23 protein-coding genes, 1 pseudogene and 1 riboswitch are annotated in these 24,242 nt (G+C 37.3%); of the genes and pseudogenes, 12 read left to right on the forward strand and 12 right to left on the reverse strand.

Translation table 11 applies throughout. From position 1 onward, the window contains the following. The first annotated feature begins 5 nt into the window (after window positions 1-5). Window positions 6-1,232, forward strand: a complete 1,227-nt coding sequence (locus DF281_RS07030) for an aminopeptidase (RefSeq protein WP_109349583.1) — start codon at window positions 6-8, stop codon at window positions 1,230-1,232. Window positions 1,233-1,982: 750 nt separating this feature from the next. Here DF281_RS07030 and DF281_RS07035 read toward each other — a convergent pair. After that, window positions 1,983-2,345 carry a magnetosome magnetite crystal formation protein family gene (locus DF281_RS07035; protein WP_109349550.1) on the reverse strand — a complete coding sequence of 121 codons (363 nt, stop codon included), beginning with the start codon at window positions 2,343-2,345 and terminating at the stop codon, window positions 1,983-1,985. A 125-nt stretch (window positions 2,346-2,470) separates the two neighbouring features. Then, window positions 2,471-2,571, forward strand: a riboswitch (TPP riboswitch). A 94-nt stretch (window positions 2,572-2,665) separates the two neighbouring features. Between DF281_RS07035 and thiT the strand changes: the two genes are divergently transcribed. From thiT to DF281_RS07060, 4 genes and pseudogenes are all read left to right on the forward strand, one after another. Next, entirely contained in the window at window positions 2,666-3,229 is a 564-nt protein-coding gene (gene thiT, locus DF281_RS07040) for an energy-coupled thiamine transporter ThiT (RefSeq protein WP_109349551.1), read from the forward strand. 120 nt (window positions 3,230-3,349) lie between these two features. Further along, the gene (map, locus tag DF281_RS07045) at window positions 3,350-4,105 is read left to right on the forward strand and encodes a type I methionyl aminopeptidase (RefSeq protein WP_109349552.1); all 756 of its coding nucleotides are present in this window, start codon (window positions 3,350-3,352) and stop codon (window positions 4,103-4,105) included. A gap of 163 nt (window positions 4,106-4,268) precedes the next feature. Further along, window positions 4,269-4,628: pseudogene (locus DF281_RS14905) on the forward strand (IS30 family transposase); the annotation flags it as partial. A 502-nt stretch (window positions 4,629-5,130) separates the two neighbouring features. Beyond that, a complete protein-coding gene (locus tag DF281_RS07060) occupies window positions 5,131-5,976 on the forward strand; it encodes a PhzF family phenazine biosynthesis protein (protein WP_109349553.1) in 846 nt (281 codons plus the stop codon). A gap of 73 nt (window positions 5,977-6,049) precedes the next feature. Here DF281_RS07060 and DF281_RS07065 read toward each other — a convergent pair whose 3' ends face one another. After that, the gene (locus DF281_RS07065; RefSeq protein WP_109349554.1) at window positions 6,050-6,778 is read right to left on the reverse strand and encodes a hypothetical protein; all 729 of its coding nucleotides are present in this window, start codon (window positions 6,776-6,778) and stop codon (window positions 6,050-6,052) included. 139 nt (window positions 6,779-6,917) lie between these two features. Here DF281_RS07065 and DF281_RS07070 point away from each other — a divergent pair, with 139 nt between their 5' ends. Beyond that, the gene (locus tag DF281_RS07070) at window positions 6,918-7,688 is read left to right on the forward strand and encodes a polyphosphate kinase 2 family protein (protein ID WP_109349555.1); all 771 of its coding nucleotides are present in this window, start codon (window positions 6,918-6,920) and stop codon (window positions 7,686-7,688) included. Between the two features lie 11 nt (window positions 7,689-7,699). Beyond that, entirely contained in the window at window positions 7,700-8,242 is a 543-nt protein-coding gene (locus DF281_RS07075) for a GNAT family N-acetyltransferase (protein WP_109349556.1), read from the forward strand. Between the two features lie 123 nt (window positions 8,243-8,365). Here the strand turns inward: DF281_RS07075 and DF281_RS07080 are convergent, their stop codons facing one another. The 4 genes from DF281_RS07080 to DF281_RS07090 form a co-directional block, all read right to left on the reverse strand. After that, entirely contained in the window at window positions 8,366-8,929 is a 564-nt protein-coding gene (locus DF281_RS07080) for a beta-class carbonic anhydrase (protein WP_109349557.1), read from the reverse strand. 86 nt (window positions 8,930-9,015) lie between these two features. Further along, window positions 9,016-10,008 carry a rod shape-determining protein gene (mreB, locus tag DF281_RS07085; RefSeq protein WP_109349558.1) on the reverse strand — a complete coding sequence of 331 codons (993 nt, stop codon included), beginning with the start codon at window positions 10,006-10,008 and terminating at the stop codon, window positions 9,016-9,018. A gap of 265 nt (window positions 10,009-10,273) precedes the next feature. Then, window positions 10,274-10,414: a hypothetical protein gene (locus DF281_RS14720; RefSeq protein ID WP_166636096.1), complete on the reverse strand. Its 141-nt coding sequence runs from the start codon at window positions 10,412-10,414 to the stop codon at window positions 10,274-10,276. Window positions 10,415-10,515: 101 nt separating this feature from the next. Further along, window positions 10,516-11,748, reverse strand: coding sequence for an aminopeptidase (locus DF281_RS07090; protein ID WP_109349559.1), 1,233 nt, complete (start codon window positions 11,746-11,748; stop codon window positions 10,516-10,518). A 269-nt stretch (window positions 11,749-12,017) separates the two neighbouring features. Here DF281_RS07090 and motA point away from each other — a divergent pair, with 269 nt between their 5' ends. Beyond that, on the forward strand, window positions 12,018-12,821 hold the full coding sequence (gene motA, locus DF281_RS07095; RefSeq protein ID WP_109349560.1) for a flagellar motor stator protein MotA: 804 nt from the start codon (window positions 12,018-12,020) through the stop codon (window positions 12,819-12,821). Then, entirely contained in the window at window positions 12,805-13,563 is a 759-nt protein-coding gene (gene motB / locus DF281_RS07100; RefSeq protein ID WP_109349561.1) for a flagellar motor protein MotB, read from the forward strand. Before motA ends, motB begins: the two co-directional genes overlap by 17 nt. Window positions 13,564-13,666: 103 nt before the next feature. Here motB and DF281_RS07105 read toward each other — a convergent pair whose 3' ends face one another. Further along, window positions 13,667-13,888, reverse strand: a complete 222-nt coding sequence (locus tag DF281_RS07105; RefSeq protein ID WP_109349562.1) for a DUF1128 domain-containing protein — start codon at window positions 13,886-13,888, stop codon at window positions 13,667-13,669. Window positions 13,889-13,955: 67 nt separating this feature from the next. Then, entirely contained in the window at window positions 13,956-15,329 is a 1,374-nt protein-coding gene (locus tag DF281_RS07110) for an alanine/glycine:cation symporter family protein (protein ID WP_109349563.1), read from the reverse strand. Window positions 15,330-15,539: 210 nt separating this feature from the next. On the opposite strand from DF281_RS07110, the gene DF281_RS07115 reads away from it, so the two are divergent. Together DF281_RS07115 and DF281_RS07120 are read left to right on the forward strand one after the other, a co-directional pair. Beyond that, window positions 15,540-15,893 (forward strand): YtxH domain-containing protein, encoded by a 354-nt coding sequence (locus DF281_RS07115; RefSeq protein WP_109349564.1) that lies wholly within the window; start codon window positions 15,540-15,542, stop codon window positions 15,891-15,893. A 15-nt stretch (window positions 15,894-15,908) separates the two neighbouring features. Next, window positions 15,909-16,832 (forward strand): YihY/virulence factor BrkB family protein, encoded by a 924-nt coding sequence (locus DF281_RS07120; protein ID WP_240605524.1) that lies wholly within the window; start codon window positions 15,909-15,911, stop codon window positions 16,830-16,832. Window positions 16,833-16,879: 47 nt separating this feature from the next. Here the strand turns inward: DF281_RS07120 and DF281_RS07125 are convergent, their stop codons facing one another. The 3 genes from DF281_RS07125 to DF281_RS07135 all read right to left on the reverse strand — a co-directional run bounded on the left by DF281_RS07125 (window position 16,880) and on the right by DF281_RS07135 (window position 21,003). Beyond that, window positions 16,880-18,781: a heavy metal translocating P-type ATPase gene (locus DF281_RS07125; protein ID WP_109349566.1), complete on the reverse strand. Its 1,902-nt coding sequence runs from the start codon at window positions 18,779-18,781 to the stop codon at window positions 16,880-16,882. 283 nt (window positions 18,782-19,064) lie between these two features. Then, window positions 19,065-20,597 carry a fumarate hydratase gene (locus DF281_RS07130; RefSeq protein WP_109349567.1) on the reverse strand — a complete coding sequence of 511 codons (1,533 nt, stop codon included), beginning with the start codon at window positions 20,595-20,597 and terminating at the stop codon, window positions 19,065-19,067. Window positions 20,598-20,808: 211 nt separating this feature from the next. Continuing rightward, on the reverse strand, window positions 20,809-21,003 hold the full coding sequence (locus DF281_RS07135) for an SE1561 family protein (RefSeq protein ID WP_109349568.1): 195 nt from the start codon (window positions 21,001-21,003) through the stop codon (window positions 20,809-20,811). Between the two features lie 608 nt (window positions 21,004-21,611). Here DF281_RS07135 and DF281_RS07140 point away from each other — a divergent pair. Further along, window positions 21,612-22,775 (forward strand): MFS transporter, encoded by a 1,164-nt coding sequence (locus tag DF281_RS07140; protein ID WP_109349584.1) that lies wholly within the window; start codon window positions 21,612-21,614, stop codon window positions 22,773-22,775. Window positions 22,776-22,822: 47 nt separating this feature from the next. Here the strand turns inward: DF281_RS07140 and rlmD are convergent, their stop codons facing one another. After that, window positions 22,823-24,202 (reverse strand): 23S rRNA (uracil(1939)-C(5))-methyltransferase RlmD, encoded by a 1,380-nt coding sequence (rlmD, locus tag DF281_RS07145; RefSeq protein WP_109349585.1) that lies wholly within the window; start codon window positions 24,200-24,202, stop codon window positions 22,823-22,825. Window positions 24,203-24,242: the final 40 nt, after the last annotated feature.

A 24,242-nucleotide genomic window follows, 5' to 3' on the forward strand; every position in this document is an offset into this window, starting at 1 on the left:
ATATGATGACTTTTCAAGAGAAATTAGCTCAATTTGCTGAATTAGCAGTTAAAGTTGGCGCGAATGTACAAAAGGGGCAAACATTATTAATTAACACGACGACGGACACTGTCGAATTTACACGTCTAGTTGTGAAAAAAGCGTATGAAGCTGGTGCTGCAAGAGTAACAGTGAACTTCTCGGATGGCGTAACAGATCGTGCATTTTTCGACAATGCGCCAGAAGATGAATTTGGGAAATACCCACGTTGGATTGCTGAGCAACGCGATGAATTAATCGAACGTCAAGGTGCATTACTGTGGATTGATGCAGCGGATCCAGATTTATTAACAGGTGTACCTGTGAGTAAGTTATCGGCACATCAAAAAGCAGCAGGTAAAGCTTTAGAAAATTATCGTGATGCAGTTATGAATGACAAAATTGCATGGTCAATTATTGCGATTCCATCAAAAGCTTGGGCGAAAAAAGTATTCCCGAACTTACCAGAAGAAGAGCAAGTTGAAGCACTTTGGGATGCGATTTTTAAAACGGTTCATATCGGTGAAGGTAGCGCAGTTGAAAATTGGAGCGAACATTTAGTGAAGCTTCATGCTCGTGCAGATCAATTAAATGCGAAACGTTATACGAAATTACATTACACTGCACCAGGTACTGACTTAACGGTTGAATTACCTGAAAAACATATTTGGCAAACGGGTTCAAGCAAGACACCTCAAAATACTGAATTCGTAGCAAATATGCCTACTGAAGAAGTATTTACGCTTCCAGCGAAATATGGTGTAAATGGTTATGTATCGAATACGAAGCCACTTGTTTTCCAAGGAAATATTATTGATCAATTCAAACTAACATTTGAAGATGGTGTGATTGTGAAGGCGGAAGCAGGAGAAGGACATGATTTATTACAAGAGATGATTCGTGCAGATGAAGGCTCTAAATACATCGGCGAAATCGCGCTTGTACCACATGAATCACCAATCTCAGCTTCGAATATTCTTTACTATAATACTTTATTCGATGAAAATGCTTCGAATCACATTGCAGTTGGAGCAGCATACCCAACATGTTTCGAAGGCGGCAGCGAATTATCAGAAGAAGAATTAGAAGCAAACGGTATTAACGTATCGATCACACACGAAGACTTCATGGTCGGTTCTGGCGAAATGGACATTGACGGCGTATTACCAGACGGAACAATCGAACCAATTTTTAGAAAAGGCAATTGGGCATAGAAAGGCGTTTCCGCTTGGGACTCTCGAGAGCACTGGAGGAAACGAAGGAAAAGTAAACGCCCCACCACTTTTCCCCGAGTTTTCGAAGTGACTCAAAGAGAGTAGCGGAACAAGCTAGACACAGAAAGAAAAGCGGAGGTGGCTCGTTTATCTCGAGAGCACTGCAGAAAACGAAACGAAAGTAAGAACGAAAAGTGGAAAACGCTCGATCATATGCGGAAGTTCTGGAAAATTCGAAGGAAAAGTAAAAGCTTTACCACTTTTCCTCGAGAATTTGAAGAGCTGAAAGCATATAGCGTTTGGAACTAGACACCATTACCCTGGGAGAAAGTTTTTTGAAGTGACTCAAAGAGATAAGCCACCGGAGCTAGACAGAGAAAGAAAAGCAAATCACGCTCGTTCATATGCGGAAGATCTGGAAAATTCGAAGGAAAAGTAAATGATCCACCACTTTTCCCCGAGAATTTGAAGAGCTGAAAGCATATAGCGTGAATTTGCTAGACACCAAAACCCGAGAAGAAAGCTAGACCACGCTAATCTCGAGAAGAAAGCTTTTCATTCAAATCTCGAGACAACGCTCCTCTAGCTCATCTCCACAACACCAAAAAAACTAGCGACCGAGTATAAATCGATCGCTAGTTTTGATTTTACTACTGTTTTTTTAATTTACGTTGGTCTAAGATCTTTTTAACAATCGGGATCACAATTGGCGCTAATTTGATTGCTGTTTTGATCAGACTACCTTTTTTATTATTGCTCATAAGTGATATCCTCCTTAGAAGTTAATACTTTAATTCCACGATATACGTTCCAAATAATTATTGCAAGCGATAAAACGCCTAAAGCAATAATTAGTCCAATTACCCCAATTGCTAAAGTAGCACTGCCAGATTCAGTTGCAGGAGCGTCAGAAGTGATAAATCCTGTAATCATTAAACCTATTGCAAAAATAAATGCAGGAATATATAACAGTAAGTGTGAGATAAGTGCATGCGTTGCATGCTTTTTAACTTCGCGATCTTTTACGATTAAAAGAACGACTAAAGGTAGGATGAAACCAGCGAAGAAAACACTGAAGTAACATAGAGCTGAGATTACGCGATTATTTTCCATAATAAAACCTCCAATAATAATGAATACCTTATATACGAATGAATAAAACAATAGTTTCAAAATTGATGTTGATATTATTGTCAAATATGGTTACAATAGACCTGTTCTTAAAAAATTTCATGATGTATTACCACAAGGGGTGCCAAATGGCTGAGAGAGAGTGTACACTCAAAACCCTTCGAACCTGTAAGTTAACACTTGCGTAGGAATGTGGATAGAAACCAAAACATATCGATGTTAGGCTCTGTCCTAATGTCGTTTTTTTATCTAGATTACCACAGGAATTGTGTAGGACATCTGATCAATGGAGGTTCATTCGAATGAACAAACAAAGATTATTAATGATGATTGAAGTTGCGATTTTCGCAGCAGTCGGCTTGATTTTAGATAAGCTGTCATTCTCAATTTGGGCTCAAGGTGGCTCAATTAGCTTAGTTATGGTACCAATCGTACTAATGGCTATGCGTTGGGGAACATTGGCTGGTTTAACAACCGGACTAATCGTAGGGGTGCTACAAGTAATGTTTGGCGGCTCAATCTTAACGCCGTTACAAGGAATTCTTGATTACTTCTTCGCATTTACGATTGTCGGAATTGCAGGAGCATTCCGCCCGATGGTATTACACGCATCTAAAAACAGTAAGTCAGGCGCAATGCTCGGTTGGATATTAATCGGGACAACAGTTGGGGGTATTTTACGACTTGTATCTCATACAGCTGCTGGAGCAGTTTTCTTCGCAGAGTATGCGGGAGGCCAAAATCCTTGGATTTACTCAATCACTTATAACAGTTCATATATGATTCCAGCAATCATTTTAACAGGGATTGTGATTTTCCTATTATTCAAGGCAGCGCCAAAACTATTCGTCCAAAAACAACTTTAATCGAATACTTACACACATATGCAAGGGTTGGGCTGAAAAGTCTGGCCCTTGCATAAACTTTATTTTGCGAGAATATGTTATAATATACAATAGATTTTTCAAAAGAAGGGACCGTATAATATGATCGCAACTACACAACAAGAACTAGATGCGCTTTTAAAAGCTGGTCGTGCGATGGCAGAAATCCGCGAAGCTATGAAAGCAGCTACAAAACCAGGTGTTACTACAAAGGAATTAGATGAATTAGCAGGTAAGCTATTCGAGGAAAAAGGTGCTGTATCAGGACCTAAAGCAGAATACGATTTCCCAGGTTACACTTGTATTAGTGTAAATGAAGTTGTGGCTCACGGTATTCCAAATGACACACCATTAGTAGATGGGGATATGATCAATATTGATGTATCAGGCCATGTTGATGGTTTTTATGCGGATACAGGTATTTCATTCGTAGTAGGAACTGCTGCAAAACCAGAATTACAACAATTATGTGATGTTGCGCAATCTGCATTTGACCGTGCAATGACGAAAGTTAAGCCAGGTGCTAAACTTAATCAAATCGGTAAAGCTGTTGAGCGTGAAGCGCATGACAATAAACTAAAAGTAATCATGAACTTAACTGGTCACGGTGTAGGTCATTCATTACACGAAGAACCTCAATATGTTTTAAACTACTATGATGCATGGGACGCTACTTTAATGAAAGAAGGCATGGTTTTTGCTGTAGAACCTTTCATTTCACAAGCTGCTGAAAGCATTATCGAAGGAACAGATGGCTGGGCATTCTTAACACCAGATAAATCATTTGTTGCACAATTAGAACATACAGTAATCGTAACGAAAAACGGTCCAATCTTAACGACTAAATTAGACGATTAAGAATTGGTAGTAATTCGACCTCTATTTAGTGATTTTTGGCTAAGTAGAGGTTTTTTTAATTGACGAATTGTAATATTAAGCGCAACACCTATAAGTCAAAATGAAAGAAGCTCATAACGACCTCGTGTACAATGTTAGTTACCACACCAAACATAGAAGGAGGAATCGTTCTGCGGCTTCGATGGAGACTGCAGTAAAACGGTTACACAAACAATTACCTGAAGGTGCCATTCAAACAGCGACAACGGATCGCGGGAAAGAATTCAGCTGTTACAAAGTTCTCGAACAGGACATAAATATTCAAGTTTACTTTGCGGATGCCTACTCGTCTTAGCAACGTGGCAGTAACGAAAATAGTAATGGTCTTTTACGAGAGTTCTTCCCGAAGAAAACAAATTTCAATCACGTAACTGAAAAAGAGATGGAGCAAGCGCTTCAACTTATCAATAATCGCCCAAGAAAATGTCTTGGATGGAAAACAGCATACGAGGCGTTTGAAGAAGAACTGTTATACTTAATTTGACAAACGATCTAATAAAAACACTCCTATTAAATTCATAAATGATAGGAGTGTTTTTTATTTTGTATTATTAATTGGAGTCAGATTATATCATTTCTTTTTATTTTCACTTTCTAAATTATCTGTGATATCTCTTACAACTATAAAGCTATAGATTGTACTGATTAATGTAAATACAATAATGATTATTAATAACATAGTTACAGAGAAATCTTCTGTGAATGGGGAAAAAGTTAAAGCTAAAAGTAATATTGGAACTAGTACTCCAAAGTACTGTAGGATAAATCTAACATTTTTTAATTTGTTGTACATTTATAACACATCCTTTAAATACAAGGCTTATATTTCTTTTGAGCTGCATTTAAACATGTAATTTATGCATGACTAGCAGTTACTAAAAAACCTGGCAAACTAGATTTAACAAATATTGAAAATCCTTTTTTCCAGCTTTTATTCATAATAGCATCTACAAAACTAGTTATCAATTTTAAAAAGGAAGTGACTTATGGATATTCAAGTATATGTAGCAAGTGCATTCAGTAAAAATGGGCAAGGAGGTAATAAAGCGGGCGTTGTTTTCATGAAGGAAGACTTAACCGTTTCTCAAAAGATGGACATTGCCAAACAACTAGGTTTTGCAGAAACAGCTTATATTTCGGCTTCACAAGTAGCAGACTATAAAATCGAATATTTCACACCAAAAGAAGAAGTAGATTTATGTGGACACGCAACAATCGGTTCTTTCGCAATCATGATGCATTTACAAATGCTTGATCGAACGAAATATACGATTGAAACGAAGAGCGGTGTTTTAGATATTTCAATCTCAGAAGGTATGATTTTTATGGAGCAAAATAAACCACAGTTTTTCGAGGAAATTGATGTAGCAGAATTTTCTTCGAGTTTAGATCTTACACAAATCGATGAGAAATATCCAATCCAAATTGTTTCAACTGGACTTAGAGATATTCTAATCTCAATTAAAAATAATGAAGGTCTACATGCATTACAACCGAACTTCGATGAAATTAAAAAAATGAGTGAACGCTACAATGTCATAGGAACACATTTATACACATTTGAAGATGATCGAATCATCTGTAGAAACTTCGCGCCACTTCATGATATTAATGAAGAAGAAGCAACAGGTACATCAAATGGAGCGCTCGCTTGTTATTTATTCACTAAGCAAAATATGAAAAAAGAGCTGTACGTTTTTGAACAAGGCTATGCATTAAACTCTCCATCGGAAATTTTAGTGAAATTAGATTGCGATTCAAATGGTGAAATTCAACGTGTATTCGTTGGAGGTAAAGGATACTTCGTCGAAGAAAAAATGATTCTGATTTAATTTTTTGGATCAAAAGCATTCGTTCTAATTCAAAAAAATAGGCTACTTCCAAATTGATGGAGGTAGCCTATTGCTATGTTGTTTTTACTTTTTTGCGCATAAAAATAATTCCAGTTACGAATACACCACTTAAAAATAGTGCTGCTGTCGTAACGAGCAATTCCTCAAAGTTATTGTGTACAGCAATTCCTACATAAACCCAAATGAACACTAGTGGGAAATAAGGGTCGTAATGATGGAAGCGGATATGCATGACAATCGCGACGAAACCTGTAAGTAAGATTACAGACCAAAGCGGTTGGCTCAAACCAAAACCATCCCAACGGTAATAAACAAGAATAATGGCGATATTCAGCATCACAACGATCATTAACCAAGATAGGAATAATGAAATTGGGATACGAGCAGCCCATGTATTTTTAGTAGGCATTAATAAATAAAATGCTGTAATACATAATGCAGATAGGACAATTAACACACATGAGATGATGAAACTCTCATCAAACCAGTAGTAAACCCAAGCCATTTGAAGAAACATGCCAATTGTGAACAGACTTGTTTGTGCGAATGAAAATGTCATATTTTGCTTGCGAACCAGTTGCCATTGTTTGTAAAACCAATATAATATAGAAATATAGATGAGTGCTACCACATAAAACACATATTTTGAGGGGAAGGCTAATATTGTATAGCTATCCGCGACAGATGTCGTTGTGTGCCCGTTAAATGGAAAGATTGTAGCAGATACGCTAAAAATCATCATACATAAATAACTGATGAACATGATGAATAGTCTGCCCAAATGATTTCCTCCTCATCGAAAAGATGTTCTCTAAAATAAACACTAATTACTATTATACACTGCTTTGCTCGATCAACAATTTGCAATTTAGTGAACGTTTTTGGCAAAAAGGGTATAACAATTTAAAAGGAGTGGTTTTATGAACCAGAAAATCGAAAACTTACAATTGGACAAGCATTTAAAAAATAATAAAGCATATAAAAAGGAATTAAAAAAACTGCAATTAGAAATGTTAAACATTCAACAATTCCTGTTCCAAAATAATATCGGTATTATTATTGCATTTGAAGGAATGGATGCAGCTGGTAAAGGTGGCGCCATTAAACGACTTACAGAGCGCTTAGACCCACGTGGTTTCGTCGTACACCCAATCGCTGCACCAAAAGAACATGAACTACGACATAACCATTTACAACGTTTCTGGCGTAAGCTACCAATGCGTGGAAGCATCGGTATATTCGACCGCACATGGTATGGCCGTGTATTAGTAGAACGTATTGAAGGATTTGCGACGAAGGATGAATGGACGCGTGCATATGATGAAATCAACCAATTCGAAAAAGTATTAACAGATGATCGCTATATTTTAATTAAATTCTGGATTCATATTTCAAAAGATGAGCAATTAGCTCGCTTCAAAGCACGTGAAACAGATCCATATAAATATTGGAAATTAACAGATGAAGATTGGCGAAATCGTGATAAATGGGATCTGTATGTTAAAGCAGCAGATGATCTATTCAAATATACAGATAAGAAAAATGCACCTTGGATTTTAATCGAAGGTAATGATAAGAAATATGCGCGAATCCGTGTATTGAAAGAAACGATTGAACATTGTGAACATGAGATTGAGCGACTTGGTCTTAAGTTAACTAAACCCGAGGAAATCCTTTTAAAAATTAAATAGGAGGGTATGCGATGAAACTTGAGAGTGAACGTTGTTTTTTAAGAACATTAGAGGAAGAAGATGCTCCAGAGCTAACTTCTCTAATTGTTCGCAATAAGAAATTTTGGACAATCCATGAACCATTGCATAGTCCTGAATTTTATACAGAGAAATTTCAATTAAAAAGAATCATTGAATCCGTTCATCAAATGTCGTTAGGGAGAGAATACAGTTTCGGGATTTTCTTAAAGGAAACAGGGGATTTAATTGGGCATATTTCGATTTATTCAATTAAAAGACTGCCATTTTCGAGTGCATTTATCGGCTATTCTTTAGATGAACGATTTACGAGAAAAGGGCTAACAACAGAAGCGGTGAAGCGAGTTTCACAATTTGGCTTTGAAGATTTGGAGTTACATCGAATCGAGGCATATGTGTCGCCAGCGAATGAAGGCTCGTACCACGTTCTTGAAAATGCCGATTATTCGAGAGAAGGACTGCTAAAAGAAATTCTCTACATAAATGGCAAGTGGGTTGATCATTATTTATACGCAAAAATTGAAAGTGAACATTGAAAGGGTAAGACGATTTGGCAACGTTTTGTTGGCAAAAGTAAATTACTCTTGCGCAGTATATTGAATGAAGAATAGAACAAAAAAGGATCATGCGATTGCATGATCCTTTTAAGCATTCATATATTAGGCATTATAGCCGTTTGTTACTAAATCTAGTTTACCTGTCTTAGGATCAATAATTAATCCATGGACTGGAATATCTTTTGCGATTAGTGGATGATTGCGAACAACGTTTACGCTGTTTTCAACATCAGCCTCTAAATCTGTGAAGCCTTCCAACCATTTCGCAACATTGATTCCAGAACTGTTTAAAATATCGAAAACACTTTCATCGATTCCTCGACTTTTAATCGTTTCGATTACTTTTTCCGGATTCATGGAGTTCATACCACAGTCACGATGACCAACGATGAATACTTCCTCCGCTTTTAAAGCATAAACAGCTACTAGTAAACTACGCATGACACTGCCATATGGATGATCAACTTGAGCACCAGCAGTTTTAATCATTTTCGCATCACCATTTTTAATGTTCATCGCTTTATTAATTAATTCAATTAAGCGAGCATCCATACAAGTGATGATTGCAATTTTCTTACTCGGCACCCCATCCGAAATATAAGAAGCGTATTCTTTGTTTTCCACGAAATTTTCATTGAACGATAAAATATCATTTAACTTTGTCATAATGACTCCCCTTCCATGCTTCATTTTATTTTATAGGAAAGTTCCGCAAAATGAAATAATTTATTCAAAAAAGGGAAGAAAACTGACTATTTAAGATATTGTAGTGTCTCAGTCGACAAGCCAGTACCAATTGCTACAGATTCTAGTGGAGAAGCTGCGCGGTAAACTGGAATGAATAATTCGTTCGATAACCATTCGTCTAAACCGTGAATTAAAGAAGTACCACCAGATAGTACAATTCCGCGTTCTACGATGTCACCAGCTAATTCTGGAGGGCAGCTTTCAAGTGTACGGCGAATCACTTCAATAATTGATTGGAATGTTTCAGATAGACAGTCATGTAACTGCATTGAATTTAGTTCAATCGAGCGTGGAAGCCCTGTTACTAAGTCACGGCCAGTAACGGTCATTTCAACTACTGCATGTTCGATAGGCGCATGAGCGATTGTAATTTTGATTTCTTCAGCCGTTTTCGCACCGATTAAAATGCTGAACTCTTTACGAAGGAAGTGGATGATTTCATTATTAATGCGATCGCCACCAACTTTTAATGTGTTCGTCGTTACGACACCACCAAGTGAGATAATGCCAACTTCTGTCGTACCGCCACCTAAATCAACGATTGCGCTTGCTGTTGGTTCGTTAACTGGTAGTTCTGATCCTAAAGCTGCTGCGATTGGTTCATCAATGATGAATACTTCTTTTGCGCCACATTGTTTAACGGCATCTTGAATAGCTAAACGTTCAACTGATGTTGCACCAGATGGAGCGCAGACAACTACGCTAGGTTTTTTGAATCCGCTTTTACCTTTTAATGAAAGTTCTAGTACTTTTTTTAGTAAAGCGCTAGTCATATCAAAGTCGGCAATAACGCCATCTTTTAGTGGGTGACATACAGTAATTGATGGTGGTGTTTTACCAATCATCGCTTTTGCTTCATTGCCGATTGCTAAAACTTGTTTTGTTTTTGTGTTTACTGCGATAACAGACGGTTCGTTTAAAACGATCCCTTTATTTTTAATATACACAAGTGTATTTGCTGTCCCTAAGTCTATTCCGATTGCTGATGATGAAAACATCTTCAACGCCTCCTAAATTCTCTATACCAACTGTTTCTACATATGTATATAGATGAATAATAAATTTCCATTATGTAAGTATAGATGAATAAAAAAGGGAATGGTATGTTAAAAATACCCATTTCTTTTTTATTACATTTTATTAATATTTAGAAACGCTTATTTATAAAGGGTTTGAACAGTTTTTTAGGAGTATAGTAGGAGGGGGGAATCGTAAAAATGAAAAGAACGTCTTATCCTTGTAAAAAAGGATAGACGTTCATTTTCAATACTTGGTTGTAGGTTTTGGGTCAACAATTTCAGATTGCTTAGAATCAAGCCCAACGCGTAAGTAATGTACGAATAAAGCTCCGACACCTAAAATTGCAGCCATATAGCCAATAATTGTCACAACATATAAGCCCATTGTATGATCCCCTCTCTACTAGAATGCAGTTAATAACTCAACTATACATTAATTACCAAAGGAAGAACAGTGTAAAAATAGAAAAAATTAGTAGATGTTAATTAGAACGCCCAGTTACCGTTACGGAACACAGGAACTACTGTGCCATCCTCTTTAACCCCATCAATATTCATCTCGCCAGAACCGACCATGAAATCGACATGCGTCATACTTTGATTTAAGCCAGCTACAGCTAATTCATCCTGTGACATAGAAGTACCATTTTCAACACAGAAAGTATAAGCGCTACCGATTGCTAAGTGATTCGAAGCATTTTCATCGAATAAAGTGTTGTAGTAAAGTAAGCCAGAATCTGAAATTGGTGACTGGTGAGGGACAAGTGCCACTTCACCTAAATAATGCGAACCTTCGTCAGTAGCGATTAAGTTTTTCAAGACAGTCTCACCTTCAGCAGCTTCTACATCTACAATACGCCCTTTTTCAAAAGTGATTTTGAAATCATCAATAATATTTCCGCTGTAGCTTAAAGGTTTTGTACTACTTACATACCCATCTACGCCACCTTTTAACGGTGCTGTGAAAACTTCTTCAGTTGGAATATTTGCCATGAAATCAAAGCCGTTGACGTTCTTACTGCCGCCACCGCCCCAAATATGTGCATCAGGTAGTTCGATTACTAAATCCGTACCCGGAGCAGTATAATGAAGTTTTTCGAAACGAAGTTCATTTAATTCCTTCACTTTTTTACTAAGTGTTTCATCATGTTTTTTCCATGCTGCTACAGGATCTTCTAAATCTGCACGAGTCGCTTGGAAAATCGCATCCCATAGTGCTGGAACTTGTTGTTCAGTAGGTAAGTGACCGAACATTTTTTTCGCCCAATCTTCAGAAGGAGCTGCCATGACAGTCCAACTAACTTTATTCGCTTGAGAAGCTTGGCGATACTTCGCTAATCCTTGACCTGCAGCTTTTTGGAATGCAGCGATTTTTTCAGCATCCACACCTTTTAATAAATCAGGGCTTGATGATTTAATTTTAATAAAAGCACCGCCGTGTTCAGCTAACCATTCCTTCTCAACTTTTTGCCATTCAGGGAAGTGATCGAACTCTTCTAAAGGAGCATTATCGTAATGGAGGCGAGTAATGACATCATCTTCGTAGTTTACGAATACTTGTTTCGCGCCAGCTTCGTATCCTTTTTTAGCAATTAATTGAGCTAATTGAGCATTTTCAATCGTGACATCGACGAATAAATATTGCCCCTTTTGTAAATTAGAACCTACTCTTACTGCAAGTTCAGCATATTTTTCTAATTTCTCTTCAAATGAAAACATGAAATCCCATCCTTTAATTATAATAGTGAAGTATACATTTATATTTTCATCTATTTCGGGTGTCGAATCAAGTAAAAGAACAGAATACTTAGATATTAAAAAATTGATATTAAATAGCATATAATTAGAGCGTTGGAGAAATTGGTAGCAAACTACATAATAAATAGTATTTTCGTCACAATACAATTGTATTTCTTTGATGAACTGTATTAAGATTTTAAAAAATGTACCGAAATAAAATAGAGAATGACGACTTTGGAGGTTCTGAAATGGATATATCATCATTAGTAGGTATAATACTTGGTTTTGTCTCGCTTCTTGTCGGGATGTACTTTAAAGGTGTAACACCAGATGCACTGCTAAATCCAGCAGCACTCTTTATCATTATTCTAGGAACAATTGCGACGGTCGTAATTGCATTCCCTATGAGTGAGTTAAAGCGTATTCCTAAGCTGTTTGGGATTTTATTTAAAGAAAAGAAAGCTGTGAATGATTTAGAAATTATTAAATTATTTTCTAGCTGGGCAGATCTAGCTCGTCGAGAAGGTTTACTTGCGTTAGAGAGTAAAGTAGACGAGGTAAATGATCCGTTCTTGAAAAATGGTTTAACATTGGCAATTGACGGCCAAAATGCGGACTATATCCGTGACGTTTTAACTGAAGAAGTTGAATCAATGGAAGAAAGACATACAACTGGCGCTCAAATTTTCACTCAAGCAGGTACATATGCTCCGACACTAGGTGTATTAGGAGCAGTAATTGGTCTGATTGCCGCGCTAAAAGAGTTAGACGATGTTGAAAAACTAGGTATGGCGATTTCAGCAGCATTCGTTGCGACACTATTAGGTATCTTTACAGGTTATGTTTTATGGCATCCATTTGCGAATAAATTAAAACGTAAATCTGCAGTAGAAGTGAAGCAAAAAATGATGATGATCGAAGGTATTTTATCAGTATTAGAGGGGGAGGCTCCTCGCGTGATCGAACAAAAATTAGCGTCTTATTTACCTAAGAGTGAACGTGCTAAAATACTGGACGAAAGCGGGGCAGATGGCCTTGGCAAAGAGAGCTAAAAAGCATAAAAAACACGAAGAACATATTCCAGAATCATGGCTTATTCCATATGCGGATATTTTAACGCTGTTATTAGCGCTGTTCATTGTATTGTTTGCATCATCTTCAGTTGATGTAAAGAAACTTGCGCAATTATCTGCAGTCTTTAATACAGTATTTGATGGCGGCTCTGGTGTAATGGACAATCCATCACCTATCGAATCACAAAATCCTGTAAGTCAGCAAATGAGTGCTTATGAGGAAGATCAGCGACAATTAGAAGAAATCGAGTCAGATGTTGAACAATTTATCGCAGAGAAAGAACTTGAAGGTAAATTTGATACGAAGATGACAGAAGATGGGCTTCTAGTCACGATCAAAGCGAGTGTTCTATTCTCGCCAGGTAAGGCAGAAATCATGCCGGAATATCACTACATTGCGAAAGATTTATCAAAAGTATTAAATCTTGAACCAAAAAGATCTGTCGTAGTATCTGGCTATACCGATACAGTACCGAGTACAGGAGGCGTTTATGCTTCTAACTGGGAACTTAGTGCGATGCGAGCAGTTAATTTCTTAACTTTACTTGTAAATTCTAATAGCAAATTGGACCCTGCATTCTTCAGTGCAAAAGGTTACGGAGAGAACAATCCAGTAGCGAGTAATAAGACTGAAGACGGTAAGGCGAAAAACCGCCGTGTAGAAGTATTAGTGAAGCCACTTGTAAAAGAGGATGGCTCTTCATACGAAGAGAAGAAATAATAATTTAATTACGAAAGAGGAGATCGCACTGCGACCTCCTCTTTTTTATGGTATGAAAAAGAGGAACTGCGCAAAAGCACAGCTCCTCTTCAAGTGATTAGATCTATTTACGCAATGAGCCTAGTTCCGCTACGATTGCTTGCATCTCACTTGGACTGAAAGCGTCACGTTTATGAACTAATTCATAAAGATAAACTAAGTCTTCGTAATTACTAGAATCAAAATGCTCTGGCTTCATTGCATCTGCATTTACCATGCGTAATTTGTCTTTGATTGCTTCAATGATAAAATGTACATTTTCAGTTGATGGTGATGATAAGTCCAAGGGAAACCCCTACCTTTCGAAATGGTTACCTTGTAATCATTCCATTTCACTGTTCAATTGTCAATTATCAATTTTGTGAACGAAGAGCTAACTTTTCTTCCTTCAGCGTTTTTTGTATAATGCGCGTTTCCGCAACGATTACACCAGATAGACCAATTAATCCAATTAAGTTTGGAATCGCCATTAAACCGTTCGCTACGTCTGAGAATGTCCATACTAAGTCTAATGAAGAAGTAGCACCAACATAAACGAATAGAACGAAGACAATACGGTAAATTGTAATTGCGCCTGGAGCTTTAATTAAATACTGTAAACATTTCTCGCCGTAGTAAGCCCAGCCCATAATTGTTGAAGATGCGAAGAATACTAAACCAATCGCAACGACATAAGGACCGAATGAGCCTAAGAAAGTACCGAATGCAGCAGTAGTTAATTCATTTGCTTGGATGTCAGGGTTTTTGTAAACGCCAGACATTACGATTGTTAAACCTGTAATAGAACAGATTACTAATGTATCTAAGAACACTTGCGTCATCGAGATTAATGCTTGACGGCCTGGTAAATCTGTTTTTGCAGCGGCTGCAGCGATTGGAGCCGAACCAAGACCTGCCTCATTCGAGAAGATCCCTCGGGCAACCCCGTAACGAATAGCGGCACCGACAGCACCACCACCGACAGCAGCTCCTGTGAATGCATCACTAATGATGACACCGAATGCAGCTGGTACTGAAGAAAAGTTCATAATGATAACGATTAAACCTGCAACTAAATAGAATAATGCCATGACTGGAACGAATATAGCAGTTACGTTACCAATTGAAGAAATACCACCTAAAATTACTAAACCAACAACAATTGTTAAAACAACACCTGTAATCCAAGGGTCAATGCTGAATGTGTTTTTAACTACACCAGCTACTGAGTTAGATTGTGTACCATTACCGATACCGAATGATGCCATAACACCAAAGACAGCGAACAATACTGCTAGCCATTTTTGTTTTAAACCGCGTTCTAAGTAGTACATCGGTCCACCAGCCATTTTACCATTTGAATCTTTCACACGGTATTTAACAGCTAATAATGCCTCAGAATACTTAGTCGCCATACCTAATACTGCTGCGATCCACATCCAGAAGATTGCTCCTGGGCCCCCTAAAATTACAGCAGTTGCAACCCCAACGATGTTACCCGTACCAACAGTTGCAGCTAGTGCAGTCGTCAGTGCTTGGAATTGCGTAATATCTCCTTCAGCTTCTTTACTATGCTTCTTAGAAAATACTAAGCGTAGTGCAGTTGGTAATAAACGAATCTGTAAGAAACCTACTCGAATCGTTAAGAAGATACCCGTACCGATGATCAAGACAATCAGTGGAATCCCCCATAACACACCTGAAACCTCGCCTAGAAATGCATTTAACTTGTCACCAAAAGCTCCCATAAAAATCCCCCTTAAAATATAAGAATTAGAACAAATTGTAAGACTTATTCCTATTTTCTTAAAATTCAGTCATATTGTCAATCTTTATTATCAGAATTGTTATAGTACAAATTTTTTTCGTTCGACAAGACATAGGTGACGGTTTACTGATAAGGTAGAAGGGTACTATAATTACTATATAAATACATACTAGATTTGGAGGAATTTGAAATGGTAAAAAAACTTTGTTTAGGAATTGCTTTAGGAGCAGTTGCAGGAGCGGCGATTAGTTTATTAGATCGAAATACGCGTGAACAAACAATTCAAAAAGCGACAAATATTAAAACGGATGTTCAGTATCTTTATTACAGCCGTGATCAAGTGAAGGAAAATGCGAAAGGTAAGTTTAGTAAAGTGCAGGGCTTACTTGAAAATGTTATGGAGAATAAAGACTTCTATTTAGAAAAGATTGCGGAATTAAAAGAAACAACGCCAAAGTTGGCACAGCAATTCCAGCAAACGAAAGAAGCATTTAGTAAAGAATCATCAGAACCTAAAAAACCAGAAGAGGTTATTCATTTATAAAAAGGAGGAATGCTTGTGGGGAAGTATAAAAACGACCGATCTTCTGAAATCTTTAATCGTATGAAGTTGATGCGATTTGAGAAAAAGAAAGCAATGACTGATTTTGATTACACAGCCCCGAAAGGATTTCTCAAGGGCCTCATAAACGGCGTGAAGGAAGCAGATGTTTCAAGTGCTGGCGCACAGTTAGCTTATTTCTTCTTGCTATCGTTATTTCCTTTGCTAATTTTTTTATTAACTTTGCTTCCATTCTTGAACTTGCCACAGGAACAAGTTTTTACAATGCTAGAAAATATTTTGCCTGAACAAGTATTTAGCTTGATCGAAAGTACAATCAAAGATGTGTTGAGTAATCGTAATGGTGGATTACTATCAGTTGGTATTATTGCAACGCTATGGTCAGCATCAAATGGTGTAAATGCGCTTATTAAGAACTTAAATAAATCATATGATATTACCGAAACAAGACCATTTATTGTTGCTCGTGCGGTATCTATTTTCTTTACTGTTTTATTAATTGGTTTAATTATTGTAGCACTTGTACTCCCGGTTTTCGGTAAAACGATTGGCCAATTTATGTTTGAAGTAATCGGCTTAAAAGAAGGTTTCTTAATCGTATGGAACTATGTACGTATTATTATTCCACCATTCTTAATTGTGACAGTTCTGGTGTTACTTTATTGGATTGCTCCAAATGTCAAAATCTACTTTAGACATGCAATACCAGGTGCCTTGTTCGCTACAATAGCATGGGTATTGATTTCATTTGGATTCTCTTTTTATATTAGTAACTTCGCAAACTACTCGAAAACATATGGTAGTATCGGTGGTATCATTATTTTAATGTTATGGCTTTATATAACAGGTATTGTCTTAGTAGTAGGTGGGCAAGTGAATGTAGCTTTCCAAAAGAGGAAGAAACAACTGGATTCAAAATAATTAAAGAGACATCACATTGTTCAATGTGATGTCTCTTTTTGCAGTCATTATTTAACTTTTGAATTCAACATACGTAAACCGTTTAAAATAACTAGAATTGTACTACCTTCATGGCCGATTACACCAAGTGGTAAATTGACGATTTGAAGGAAGTTAGAAATGATTAGTAGCATGATCACCGTGATGGAGAAGATGATGTTTTGTTTAATGATTCGTTGCATTTTCTGTGATAATTTCACAGCGTATGCGATTTTAGATAGATCATTTTTCATTAAGACAACATCTGCAGTTTCAAGTGCAACATCCGTACCTTCGCCCATTGCAATCCCTGTAGTAGCGGTTGCTAGAGCTGGGGCATCATTGATTCCATCTCCAACCATTCCAACATATTTATATTTCTCAAGCAATTCTTTCATATGTTTCACTTTTGTTTCTGGTAGACATTCAGCAATCGCTTGCTCAACGCCTGCTTCTTTTGCAATAACATTGGCAGTATTCGTATTATCACCAGTTAACATGATCGTATGAATACCCATATCATTTAACTGTTTGATGGCGATTTTTGATTGTTCTCGAACGGTATCTTTCATTGCTGCTAAAGCGACAATGCCTTGTTCATTCGCCATGAAGATTACTGTCTTACCTTCATTCGTAAGTTGTTCCGCAATATTATTTTGGAATGCTCGTACTCGGTCGAATCCGACAAATTCAGGTTTCCCAACATTGTATGTCACACCATCAATTGTCCCTTTCAAACCCCAGCCTGGAATATCTTCAATTTGGGCTTTGTGGAAATTCGTAATGCCTTGTTTGCGTGCATATGATGTAATCGCGATTGCTAATGGGTGATTCGATTGAGATTCAACGCCAGCAATCATCGATAATAATTGTTGTTCATCTTGACCATCAGCGACGATGAAGTCCGTCACAATTGGTTTCCCCTGTGTTAATGTACCAGTTTTATCAAAAGCAATTGCTTTCAAAGAGCTTAAATGTTCAATGTGTAAACCGCCTTTGAAAAGGACACCGTGACGAGCGCCGTTCGATATGGCAGAAAGTGTAGCGGGTGTAATCGCTGCAACTAATGCACATGGTGAAGCTACAACGAGTAAGACCATTGCGCGGTAGAATGTTGTATTCCAATCCCAACCTAGAATGAAGTGGGGAAGGAATAGCATTAATCCAACAACTGCTAAAACAATTTTTACATACGTACCTTCAAATCTTTCGATGAATTGTTGTGAAGGTGATTTTTCGCTTTGTGCAGATTGTACAAGTTCAATAATTTTAGAGAAAAGTGATTCTGAATTCGGTTTAGTCATTTCGACTGTAATCGCACCCGTCATATTAACAGTTCCTGCGAATACTTCGTCATGAATATTTTTAGTGACAGGAATTGATTCGCCCGTAATCGCAGCTTCATCAATAGTAGAAATACCATCAACGACAGTACCATCAGTTGGAACACGCTCGCCTGGTTTGATTAATAGTCGATCACCAATTGCTAATTCAGAAATTAAAACAGATTTAGTTGAGCCATCTGGTAATAGTAGATTCGCATCTTCAGGTTGTAAGTCCATCAGTGCAGAAATTTCTTTATGACTTTTATTCATCGCATAAGTTTCCATTGCACCACTTACTGCGAAGATGAAAATAAGTACAGCACCTTCAGTCCAGTAACCGATCACTGCAGAACCAACTGCTGCTAAAATCATTAACAACTCGACATTTAAAGTTTTATTTTCAATTGTTTCCTCGATACCTTCTTTTGCTTTCGCAAATCCGCCGATGATAAATGCAGCGATATAAAGTCCAACTACTAAGCCTGTTTCACCAATGTTCTTACTTAGGATCCAAGCTGCTAAAATTAATACTCCAGAAAATAAAGCGGCATATAATTCGCCATGTGACTTCATTTTCTCAATTAGTGTTTGTTCAGTTTGAGCCATTATGATTCCTCCTTGAGAATGAATATCATTATTAAAACGTTATATGAAGAAAAGAAAGCTATGTATATCAGCTAATTCTTCGTCATTCAATTTCATTTTTTAGTTTATAATCATTATAAATAAGAGTGAGGAAAATGTCAACTAGTTGAGAAAATGATACTGATTATCACTATCATTGAGGTTTTAAATTATAATCATTCTTATTAAAGGCGAGTAGCTATGTAATCTATACCCTAATTTTGGCAATAAAAAAACTGCCCCGAAGGACAGCTTTCATATCGTATTAGAATACGCGATCAGCGTGTGCAGCTAATTTTTCTAATGAAGATTTTTGAACATCAGCGTGTAATGAATTACCGTGTGAATCCATTGTTACTACTGCTGTAAATCCTTCAACAGCTAAATGCCACATTGCTTCAGGAATACCGAAGTCTAATAAATCTACGCCATCAACTGATTTAATACAGTCAGCATAGTATTGTGCAGCGCCACCGATTGCATTTAAGTAAACGCCACCGTGTTCTTCAAGTGCAGCAAGAGTTTTTGGCCCCATTCCGCCTTTACCCATAACAGCGCGAATACCGAATTTCTTCATAATATCGCCTTGGTATGGTTCTTCACGAATTGAAGTCGTTGGGCCAGCAGCTTTTACAGTCCAGTTATCTTCTGCATCTTTCGCCATTACTGGACCACAGTGATAAATGATTTGACCATCTAAGTCTACAGGAGCATCGTGGCTCATTAAGTGATGGTGGATTGCGTCACGGCCAGTGTACATACGACCAGTGATTTTCACTACGTCACCAACTTTTAATGAACGGATTTTTTCTTCAGAGATTGGAGCAGTTAATTCAACAACTTCGCCTTGTTGTGTATTACCAGCTTTTGCTTCTTCTTCAAATCCGATTTTTTCGCCATCTTGGTAATGCCAGTTCATAATTTCGCCAGTTTCAGCATTGATGTCTACCGCCATACGACGGTAAGCCCAACAGTTGTAAGCTACTGATACGAAGAATGAAGCAGGGATACGGTGCATAACGCCGATTTTACAACCTAGTAAAGTTGCTTCACCGCCGAAGCCCATTGTACCGATACCGAATGTGTTTGATTTTTCAACGATATACTGTTCTAATTTCGCAAGATCTTCATTAGGATTTACATCATCAACGTGACGGAATAATTGCTCTTTTGCTAAATCGTATCCAGAAGAACGATCTCCACCGATTCCAACGCCGATAAATCCAGCTGAACAGCCTTGCCCTTGTGCTTGGTAAACTGAATGTAAAATACATTTACGAATACCATCAAGGTCACGACCAGCACGTCCTAAACCTTCTAACTCAGTAGGTAAGCTGTATTGGATGTTTTTGTTTTCACAGCCGCCACCTTTAAGGATTAGTTTCATCTCGATATAATCTTTTTCCCATTGTTCAAATTTCACAACAGGTAAACCATCGCCTAAGTTATCGCCACTGTTTTTACCAGTTAAAGAATCCACTGCGTTAGGACGTAATTTAGCATCGCCAGTAGTTGCTGCGATTGCTTTTTTAATCATTTCTTTAATTTCGATTTGATTTACGCCAACAGGAGTTTTTATTTTGAAAGTTGGTAAACCAGTATCTTGGCAAATTGGAGAAACATTATCATCAGCCATGAAGATATTGTTTGCGATTGTATCTAAACTCATCGCTGCACGAGTTCCAGCGTTTTCTGCATCCTTCGCCTTTTTAATTGCACGACGAACGTCTTTTGGAAGATTCGTCGATGTTTCGGTTACTAAATTATAAATACTTTGTTCAAGATTTGCTAAATTCATAAAAATGGCCCCCTCAAAGAGTTATATGTGAATCATTCATATTATAACGTGTAAAAGATAGTAGAAAAAGAGAATATAGAGAAATATAGTTATTTATTAAGCAACTGCATGAAAAAACAGACTGGAGCAATAGAAAAAAAGAGAAGAAACCATTCATTCATGATTTCTTCTCCTCATATAGAAATTACTGTAGTGTGTTCACACTTGAAAGTTATTTTTCGTTTTCTGAACGGTGTTTAAAAGTATCCATCTTGTCTTCGATATCATCTACCATTGAAATAAGACGGTCAATATCTTCTAATTCAGTCGTTTCAGGATCGATTGCATCTAACACTTCTACGAAGATTTGTAGACGCTCTTTTAAATAGGTTACTTGCTGATCTTTATTCGTAATTGATTTACTCATCAGTACACCTCATTTCATTCAAATTCATCGTAACGGATTTTATAAATTTTTTCAATGATGAACGGATAAATTATTTATTTATTGAATAACATAGTCAGAAAATTTACTTTATTGATGTCTTATGATAATATGTACTTAACCTTTTAGGAAGGAGGATATATAGAATCACGTGTCCAACTTAATAGTAAGGGAACAGCCTAGTTTGATCATCCACTTTTTATATAAATGTATATAAAGTTTATTCGATTGAAGCAAATGCCTAATCACAACCCTCTTCCGCGTTTTTAGGTCAATCAATAATAGAGTTAAAGTGAGATGATGAAAGTACTCGAAGGGCCCCAAGAAAAGGAGGGAGTTTTAAACCCATCTCGGCTTTTTGCTTATGCCGATGCAGTTTAGAATCAATCATATGAAAACTATAGAACGTAATTGAACTCATTAGTCGATGAAAGTGGCTGATGAGTTCTTTTATTTATGTACAGTTTTCTTAATTTTCCGTGTATGCGAGAATCTATATAGTCCATTTGAGAAATATGATACGATATGAGCGGTTTACTACGAGATATGAACTATTAAATAAGAAGGGGATTGATTAGTTGCTGCGAAATATGGATGCGGAGAAAAAGAGGTTTTGGATTTTAGTCATTATTGTATCTATTTCTGGTTTTTCTCAAGGGATGTTATTGCCACTCATTTCAGTCATATTTGAAAATGACGGCGTATCATCTTCATTAAATGGATTAAACGCAACAGGATTGTATTTAGGAACATTGTTAATAGCGCCTTTTGTTGAACATCCTTTGAGAAAGTTCGGCTATAAACCAGTCATTATTACTGGTGGGGCAATCGTATTTTCAGCATTATTCCTTTTCCCATTTTGGAAAAGCGTAATGTTCTGGTTCATTTTAAGATTGTTAATTGGTGTTGGGGATCACGCACTTCACTATGCGACACAAACTTGGATTACGACGACAGCTCCAGCTGAGAAATTAGGTAAAAATGTCGCAATCTATGGCTTATCATTCGGTCTAGGTTTTGCGGTAGGTCCACAATTCGTACCGCTAGTAGCAATTAGTGAAGCATTACCGTTCATCGTTTCTTCATTATTATGTTTATTTGCTTGGTCATTTATTTTCTTCCTTAAAAATGAAAAACCTGAACCAATTCAAATCAATCAACATGGTAATACTTTTGCGCGTTATGGCAAAGCGATGAAATATGCATGGGTAGCATTCCTACCTCCGCTAGTTTATGGTTTCTTAGAATCATCATTAAATGCGATTTTCCCGGTTTATGCGGTGCGGAATGACTTTGATTTATCAATGTTAGCATTTACATTATCAGCATTTGCAATCGGAGGAATCATTACACAAGTGCCGCTTGGTACACTCGGTGATCGAATTGGTCGACGAAAAGTATCATTACTCGCACTTGGTGGCGGTGGAATTATGTTCTTCTTAGGAAGTTTTGTGGAATCATCGGAATGGTTAGTATTGATCGTATTCTTAATCGCAGGTATGTTCTGTGGTTCGGTATTCTCACTCGGTATTTCATATATGACCGATTTAACACCAAAGGAATTACTGCCAACAGGGAATTTACTATGTAGTATTTTCTTCAGTGTCGGAAGTTTAGCAGGTCCATTCCTAGGTGGGGCATATGTAGAATATGTCGATGCAAGTTTCCTATTCCTAGTATCAGGCCTAATCATGGTCGTATTTTTAATCGCTTTATTCTTTGGTAAAGAAGATAAAGTACAATCTGAACAATAAGAAAGACCGCATGGCGAAGTATGAACTTCATCATGCGGCCTTTTTTGTTATTTATTTTTTAAAGTTAGTAATGTAACACTTTCAACATGTGCTGTTTGAGGGAACATATCAAGTGGTTGAATATATTCAACTTTGTAGTTCTTCGTCAATTGTGCTAAATCCTTCGCCAATGTAGAAGGGTTACATGAAGTATAAACGAAGCGTTTTGGCTTAACTTTATTAATTGTATCAATTAAGCTTTGCGCTAATCCAGTACGTGGTGGGTCAACTGTCAGTACATCAGGAACAAAGCCGTCTTTCTGCCATTGATCTAACCAATGTTCTGCACTACCATCTTCATATTTAATATGTGTTAAGTTGTGATTTTCAGCATTTTGCTTCGCGTTTTTGATACTTTCAGGAATGATATCCATCGCACGAACTTCAGAAGCGCCATCTGCTAACCACATACCGATTGTTCCAACGCCACAATAAGCATCTACTACTGTTTCTTTGCCTGTTAGGGCAGCAGCTTTTTTGATTTCATTGTATAGCTGAACCGTTTGCGTCGGGTTCAATTGGAAGAATGCACGAGCAGAAAGGTCAAATGCGAATTCGCCAAGTTCTTCGTGAATTGTTTCTTTACCAGCTAGAACGACAGTCGTATCACCGAAAATAAGTGATGTGTCTGCGTTATTAACATTTTGTACGATGGATACGATTGAGTGATCAATTGCTTTTAGACGTTCGATGAATTCTTCTTTACGAGGGAAGTTTTTACGAGTTGTAATGATTACCACTTGTACTTCATTCGTTTGAATCGCAACGCGTACTACAATCGTACGGATGATTCCTTTTGTAGAACGACCGTCATATACTGCGATGCCAAGATCTTCGATGATCTCTTTTGCTGCATTTGTAATGATGTTCGTAATACGATCTTGTACAATACAATCATCGATATCTAATAGAATATGACTATTTTCAGCGAAAAGTCCTGCTTGCACGCGACCGCCAGATTTTCGAACTTGGAATTGACTCTTATTACGGTAATTCCAAGGATCTTCCATGCCGATCGTATTGCGTACGTCGATTTTCTTCGCATGTTTTGGTACATATTTTTGTAATGCTTGTAGCACTGTATGTTTTTTCGCAACAAGTTGGCTACCGTAAGTCATATGCTGCATTTGGCAACCGCCACATGAATCATATACAGGGCAAGGTGGTGTTACACGGAATTTCGATGCTTTCTGTACTTTTAAAACTTTAGCTTCGGAAAAGTTACGCCCAACTTTCGTAATTTCAGCATACACTTCTTCGCCAATTAAAGCGCCAGGGATGAAAACGATATTCTTTTTATAATAGCCGATCCCTTCACCGTTAATACCTAACTTCTTTATATCCAACGGAATACGTTTGCCGACTTCCATTATTGTTTCTTGCATAATAAAATCCACGTCCTTCAGCCGATTTTTTCGGCAGTTATTA

It is taken from the genome of Kurthia zopfii (genome assembly GCF_003143955.1).
In the GTDB taxonomy this organism is placed as follows: domain Bacteria; phylum Bacillota; class Bacilli; order Bacillales_A; family Planococcaceae; genus Kurthia; species Kurthia zopfii.